This window comes from Methanobrevibacter sp. 87.7 (genome assembly GCF_002208625.1).
Taxonomy (GTDB): Archaea; Methanobacteriota; Methanobacteria; order Methanobacteriales; family Methanobacteriaceae; genus Methanarmilla.
Window position 1 is genome coordinate 1 of record NZ_MRCT01000095.1, and the last position, 7,413, is coordinate 7,413.

Consider the following 7,413-nt stretch of genomic DNA (forward strand, 5'->3'; position numbering starts at 1 on the left):
AATTAAAGTAATAAAGACTATAAAAAAATAAAATTAAATAAAATATGAATAAAAACAAGTAAAATATCCTAAAAGAATTTAGAATAGAATATAAAAGAATATAAAAAGTTAAAATAATTAAAAATAATTAATTGAATTATAATTTTAACTAATAATCAAATTTCTCATGGAACTCTTCTATTCTATTTTTAACTTCTTTAACTTTATTTCTTCTTTCTTTAAATTTAAGTTTATGATTAAATGATTTTTTAAGTTTATCCTCATCAAGTTTTCCAGAATATTCATAATAATCAAAAATTTGACGAGCAATTATCTCATTTAAATCTTCATCAGAAATAATAGTATTAATACCTTCTTCCCTTTCTTTAGACATGAAATTATCAAATGTTTCATTAAATGGTAAATTTTTACTATTAATATTTCCTAATTCTTCATCAATAAACTTCTCTATTAAACTAATTTTACTTCTTAAATATTCTGTTTCTTTCATGATATTTAATATACGTTCTTTATCATGATCAAAACTTGAATCTGCAGGATCCATTGTTTTAAGAATATTAAGAATATAATCTACATTGATTTTATCATTTCTAAGTAACTCAAGTTCAAAATCAATATCATCAAGAACAGAAACTTTTTCTTTATCAGAATTTTTAGATTCATCATGGAAATCTTGATAAACACTTTTATAATCTGAAAAGTCTTGTTCACTCATATTAATATCATCATAACTAAATTCTGAGAAAGTATTCATTTTATTAAGTATTCTTAAAAGTTCTCTGAAGTTTAATACAAAATTTTTCTTATCATTTTCACTTTCTAGATTAACTGCCTCATCAACAGTTTTAACAAGTTTATAAAACTTATCAGCAGCTTTATTAAATTTCTCTACAAAGTATTCATATGGTGGTAAAATAATAGTTTCAATTGCATTAGAATCAGAAAATAGTCTAATTGCTTTATCCGTATTTTCTTTAAGATTTCTAAAACAAACAATGTTTCCTTGAGATTTACGCATATTATATATCCTATTTGTTCTAGAAAATGCTTGTAATAAACCATGATATTGAAGATTCTTATCTACAAATAAAGTATTTAAAAGTTTACTATCAAATCCAGTTAAAAACATATCAACAACTAAAAGTAAATCAATTTCTCTACTTTTCATTCTTTTAGAAACATCTACATAATATTCTTTAAATCCATCAGTACTAAAATTAGTACCAAACATTTCATTATAATCATCCATATAACTATCTAATCTATCTCTAGATAATTGTTTATTATCAGATAAATCTTCATTAGTAGTATAAGTAAATATAGCAGCAACTTTTAAATCATGTTTTCCTTCATCTTTTTTCTTTTTAAATAAATCATAATACTTATGAATTACTCCACCACGTGCAACTGTAAACATTGCATTAAACTCACGATCTTTAGTTTTTTTATCATAAGCATTAATTATATAATCTACAATTTGATTAAGACGTTTATCAGATTCGAAATATTCTTTTTTATCAATACCTTTAACTTCTAAATCTTTTTCAGTAAGCATTTTAGCTCCACCAAAGTAATCAATTGAAAAACCTAAAACATTATTATCTGCAATAGCATCTTTAATTGAATATTCATGAAGTTTTTTACCAAAAATACTTTTTGTTGTTTTATTACCATTAGCATTCTCAGCAAATATAGGAGTACCAGTAAAACCAAAGGATAAAGCATTATTAAAGAAATTAACAATATCTTTATGCATTTCACCAAATTGACTTCTATGACATTCATCATAAATTAATACAATATTCTTATCACGAATATCTTGAAGTTTTTTCATATCTCCTTTAGTTTTTACTGCTTTTGATAATTTTTGTATAGTTGTTGTAACAAGTTTACCATTACCATCAGTAGTTAAATGTTTAATTAAAGCACCTGTATGTTTTGTTTCATTTACACATCCATTACAAAAACTATTAAACTCTTTATTGGTTTGTATATCCAAATCTCTTCTATCAACAACAAAAATAACCTTATAAATAGATTCATCTTCAGCAAGAAGTTGACTTACTTTATATGAAGTAATAGTTTTTCCACTACCTGTTGTATGCCAAATATAACCATTTTGTTTAATATCAAGTGCTTGATGTAATACTGCTTCTACAGCATATATTTGATAAGCTCTTAAAACCATTAATGTTTTAGATGACTCATTTAAAACCATGTATTTTGAAATAATTTTTGCAATATTACATTTTTCTAAAAATGTATCTGTAAATTCATCTAAAGAATGATAATTTACATTCTCTTTATTTTTCCAAAAGAAAGTAAATTCAAAATTAAGATCATTTTTAGAACCATTTGCAAAATATTTAGTATTAATACCATTACTTATAACAAATATTTGTATATAATTAAAAAGACTACTATAAGAATGAGATTTATATCTAACCTGATTAAATGCTTCTTTTATATTTCCTCCTCTTCTTTTAAGTTCTATTTGAACAAGAGGTAATCCATTAATAAGAATAGTTACATCATATCTATTTTCATGAAGCCCTTTTACAGTTATCTGATTAGCTACTTGAAATATATTTTTACACCATTCTTTTGTATTTAAAAATTTAATAAAGAAAGAATCTTTATCTCTATCTACATAATATGTATCTCTTAATTTCTTTGCTTTATCAAATATAGCACCACTATCTAAGTATGTTAAGATACGATTAAATTCTTTATCAGAAAATTTACAATTATTTAATTTTTCAAGCTGTAATTTGAAATTTTTCTTTAATTGTTCTTCATTTTTAACATTAACATACTCATATCCATTTTCTTGCAATTGTGCAATCAAATTCTTCTCTAATGTAGCTTCACTTTCACTTGACATAAAATCCCCTTAAGAATAAAAATTATATGCTTGTTTAAAAAAGTCTAATAAATATAAAATATTTTTATCTAAGTTAAAAAAATTAAATCATCTATAACTAGTATATAGTTAAAAAAATAGTTTTATAACTAAAATAAGTTAAAAAGTTAAATCTTTTTAACAAAAATAATAAAGTTAAAAAGAATTAATCATCTTTAACTAATCTAGAAACACCAAGCTCTTTTTTAATTTTAATTATTGTATCTGCAGCACTTTCAAGTTCTTCATCATGAGTTACAATAATCATTTGTGGTAAACTAGACATTTTTCTAAGTAAATCAATAAGTTCATGTCTACGATAACTATCTAAATGTATAGTAGGTTCATCTAAAAGAATAGTTTCCATAATACCATTACTCATTGATTTAGTAATACCTAATCTTAATGCAAGAGCAATTGCAATTCTTTCTCCACCACTTACCATATCTAAACTTGATTCACCTTCAGGACCATATAAACTTACATTAAAGTCATCATCTAAGATAAGGTCAGAGTAATCAAAGTTAAATTCTTCAAAGAATTCTTTAGTATATTTCTGAATAGTTGGTCTTGAAAGTTTTCTTAAATCTTCTTGAATACCATCTTTTGAGAATAAAGATCTAATCTCTACAAGATAACTAATAAAGGTTTGAACATCATTATAGTCTTTTAAAAGTGAAGTATATTCATTTTGTTCTTTAATTAAATTATCAAGATTTGATTTAATAACCTTAATTTGACCTTCATATTTAGAAGAATCTTTATTTAAATTAGTTAATTTATCCTCAATAATAGTTAAATTTGATACAACAGTATTGTATTTCTCCTCATCATAACTTATATTTTTAATATCTTTAGATAATTTTTCAAGATTAGCTTCTTTGAATTTAAGAGATTCTTTTTTAGAGGATATTTGAGATTCATATGAACTTTTTACTTTAATAAAACCTTTAAGTTGGTTAAATTTAGTTTCTTTACGTTTTAAATCTTCAATTCTATCCCTTAATTCTTGTTCACTTATATCTGCAGAAAGATGAGCATCTTTATTAATATCAATTTGTATTAAACGTACAGTATGATCAAATTCATCACGATTTTGATTAATTTTATTTTTAATATCATTCTCACTAGAATAAGTATCTATAGTCTTTTTAGCACCAACATATTGGTCATATCCTTCTTTAGATTCTTTACGTTTTAAACGTACATCCTCAATATCTGAGTTAATCTTAAGAAGATTATCTTTAGTATGTTTTTTAGCCTCAATTTCATGAGAATTTTCTTCATATTTTTTACTATTTTTAATTAATCTATCAATTAAATATTTATTAGCAGCTAATTCATTTGATAAATCATTAAATGTATCTTTCTTAGATTTAACAATATCTTTTTTATCTTTTAATATTGCAATATCCTTTTCATCTTTATTAATTTTATTTCTTGAAGAGATGATTTTTTCTTTATATTCTCTTTCAAGATCTAATTTTTTCTGATTAGATATATCAGATTGACAGATAGGACATTTATTACCAATATTTTTTAAATCATTTAATGGTTTTTCACAAGAGTTAATTGCTTCTTTAGATGTTGCAATTTCATTAGTTTTGTTTTTTACTTCTTCATCAATATTAACTAATGATTTTTCTAAATCAGATATGATTTTATTTAAAATTTTAGTAATTTCATCTGGAGATTTATTATCAACATCTGTATATTCAGTTTCATTTTCAATAGTTGAAACTAATTTTCTATTAAAACTATCTAAACTTGCAGTATCCTCTTTAATCTCTTTTTTCAACTCATTATTATCAAAGATAATTTTATTTAATAATTCAAATTGACTATCTGCTTTAGCTTTTTCTTCAAATAATTTCTCTAATTCATCACCAAATTTATTATATTTTTCATAACTTGGTTTGTATTTATTTAAAATTTCTTGATGATTTTTAACCATTTTTAAATCTTTTTCAAAATCCTCTTTTTCCTTATTTAATTCAAGGATTTTTCTAGAACATTCTTCAAAGTGTAAGTAAACTGGAAGTTTTCTAACATATTTTTCTAGTCTTTTCATCTCTTTTTCAGATGTGTTAATCTCATCAAGTTTAAATTGAAGCTCTGATTTTTCATGTTTAAGACGTTTAACATCATTAGATTCATTATCAATTCTGTTTTTAATATTAGTATATTCTAATCTATTTACATCTAAAACTTGTTTTTGTTTTGCAAGTTCATCCTTGTTTATTTTGACTTGTTTAATTTTACCATCAATTTCTAATTTTTCATTTTTAAGATTAGTATATGCTAATTTATTATCTTTAATTTGTACATCAACATTATCTTTATTAACAAGTCTTCCTTTAAGTTCTGCCTCTTTATTTTCATAATCATTAATAAGAGGTTTAATATTCTCCCAAGCTTTTTCAAGAGAATCAATACCTAAAAGTTTAGCAATAAGTTTTTTCTTTTCAGCAGGTGATTTACTTACTAACTCTGCAATTTCTCCTTGTCTTATATAAATTGCATTTAAGAATAAATCTGAATCAATTTGTAAAATAGATTTAATCTCAGAGTTAACGTTTTTATCATTTTCACACATTATTTGATATTGATAATCCTTAGTACTTTTATTATAAAATTTTTGATACAATACTGCTTTAGATGAAGATTTTGTATGAGACCTTTCTACTTTATAATGATTACCATTAGATGTAAATTCAAGTGAAACATTCATAGTAGCTGAAGCATTACCTTTAGAATTTCTTACTAAATCTTTAATTGTTTTACTATTATGTTGTTTAAATAATGCAAAACTAATTGCTTCAAGTATAGTAGATTTACCAGCACCATTTTCACCAACAATAAGAGAAATACCTGGATTAAAATCAATTTTAGTATCTGCATGTGATTTAAAATTTTTAAGATGTAAACTATCAAAAATCATAAACATCCACCTCTAAGAGAACCTAAATTAAAAGAGACATTAATAAGAGAAGAATCCATAAACAAATCCTTAATAAAACCTAAATTAAAAGAGACAATATTTGTAAACACGCTTTTAAAATAGTCTAAATTCATAAATACAGAGCTAATAGAACCTAAATTAAAATTCATATCTAATCATCTCCTTTAAATAATTTATCATAACATACTTTAAGATCATCAATAGCTTCTTCAGTATTATCTTTAGATAAATCATTAAACAAATCAACAGCTAAATTAATAACATCCTCATTCTCAGAATTCATTTTTTCACTAATTAATTTATCAATATTTATACCTTCATTTATAGGAGCAATATCCTGATTATCTTCAATAATATTAAAGTTAGGTCTAAATAATAATGTTGAATCAGAAAGTTCCTTATTTAAATATTCATAAACATCTGCTCCAGCAAAATTTTTACCAGAAATAGTAAGATTTACTATAGGTGGTTTATTAAGCTTCTCAATATAAGATTTTAATTTTAAAATCTCATTATTTAAAAAGGTATAATCAATATTTTCATTAATAAATTCCCTTGGAAGATCCATTTTAATTCTTTCTGTAGATACTTCACCATGATCCATTTCAACAAGAACAAAACCTTTACCATTTTTCTTATAATCTTCTAATTCATTAGATTTCCAAATCTCAGTTGAACCAGGATAAACTAAACGACCTTCACCAAATGAATCATTAATATAATTATGAAGATGTCCCATAGCATAATAATTAAAATTAATAGGTAAATCTCCAATTTCTAATTCATATTGAGGTACATACTTATCAATACCTTGATGTAAAACTAAAATCTTATTTTCAAAAGGTTCAGCTTTCTTAGATAATCTTTCAAGGTCATCTTTAAGTACAAGATTCCTATTTTGTGGTTTATATGGAACTCCACCAATAAAATAATCCTCTTCTCTATAAAATGATTTAATTGGACTGATTAATTTAATACCATTATATTTAAATAATACTTGTGGTGGAATTGGATTGGCCCTTCTAGGCATATCATGATTTCCAGCAATAGCATAAATAGGTATTCCTGCTTTATCAAGTTTATTAACGGCTCTTTGAACTTTAAGTAAGGCATCAGTAGATGGACGTGATGTTTCAAATAAATCTCCACTATGAACTACAAAATCAACATCTAAATCTATAATTTTATCAATAATATCCTCAAAAACATTATAAAAATCAAGTTCACGATCTACTAATCCATATTGACGATATCCTAAATGAGTATCTGAAAGATGTGCAAATTTCATTATATCACAATTTTTCTAAGTAATAAAAATTTATTAAAACTTATAAAATTTAAATCTAAATTTTAATTAATATAAAGCTAAAATTCGATTTAAACCTATTTTAATAAGTTAAAATCTTATTTTAAAACATATAATAAATAAAAATAATAGATTAATTACTATTTTAAATTAATTAAATATATAGAAAAAATAACATATATATTTATTTAAAATTTTTAAAAAATATTTAGATAAAAAAATTATTTAATTAATAAATAAAAC

4 protein-coding genes are annotated in these 7,413 nt (G+C 23.1%); all 4 read right to left on the minus strand.

The window, feature by feature from the left end; translation table 11 throughout:
- Window positions 1-148: 148 nt before the first annotated feature.
- The 4 genes from BGI41_RS05585 to BGI41_RS05595 all read right to left on the minus strand — a co-directional run bounded on the left by BGI41_RS05585 (window position 149) and on the right by BGI41_RS05595 (window position 7,152).
- Window positions 149-2,884, minus strand: a complete 2,736-nt coding sequence (locus BGI41_RS05585) for a type I restriction endonuclease subunit R (RefSeq protein WP_088539351.1) — start codon at window positions 2,882-2,884, stop codon at window positions 149-151.
- A gap of 184 nt (window positions 2,885-3,068) precedes the next feature.
- Window positions 3,069-5,843 (minus strand): AAA family ATPase, encoded by a 2,775-nt coding sequence (locus tag BGI41_RS05590; protein WP_158211967.1) that lies wholly within the window; start codon window positions 5,841-5,843, stop codon window positions 3,069-3,071.
- The gene (locus BGI41_RS08375) at window positions 5,840-6,013 is read right to left on the minus strand and encodes a hypothetical protein (protein WP_158211968.1); all 174 of its coding nucleotides are present in this window, start codon (window positions 6,011-6,013) and stop codon (window positions 5,840-5,842) included. The genes BGI41_RS05590 and BGI41_RS08375 overlap by 4 nt, the downstream gene beginning before the upstream one ends.
- A gap of 2 nt (window positions 6,014-6,015) precedes the next feature.
- Complete coding sequence (locus BGI41_RS05595) at window positions 6,016-7,152, minus strand: DNA repair exonuclease (RefSeq protein ID WP_088539355.1); 1,137 nt, start codon at window positions 7,150-7,152, stop codon at window positions 6,016-6,018.
- Window positions 7,153-7,413: the final 261 nt, after the last annotated feature.

What these genes read in the sequence shown, in the direction of transcription:
- BGI41_RS05590 (WP_158211967.1), bottom strand. Translation starts at nt 5,843, where the DNA reads ATGATTTTTGATAGTTTACATCTTAAAAATTTTAAATCACATGCAGAT.
- BGI41_RS05585 (WP_088539351.1), bottom strand. Translation starts at nt 2,884, where the DNA reads ATGTCAAGTGAAAGTGAAGCTACATTAGAGAAGAATTTGATTGCACAA.
- BGI41_RS08375 (WP_158211968.1), bottom strand. Translation starts at nt 6,013, where the DNA reads ATGAATTTTAATTTAGGTTCTATTAGCTCTGTATTTATGAATTTAGAC.
- BGI41_RS05595 (WP_088539355.1), bottom strand. Translation starts at nt 7,152, where the DNA reads ATGAAATTTGCACATCTTTCAGATACTCATTTAGGATATCGTCAATAT.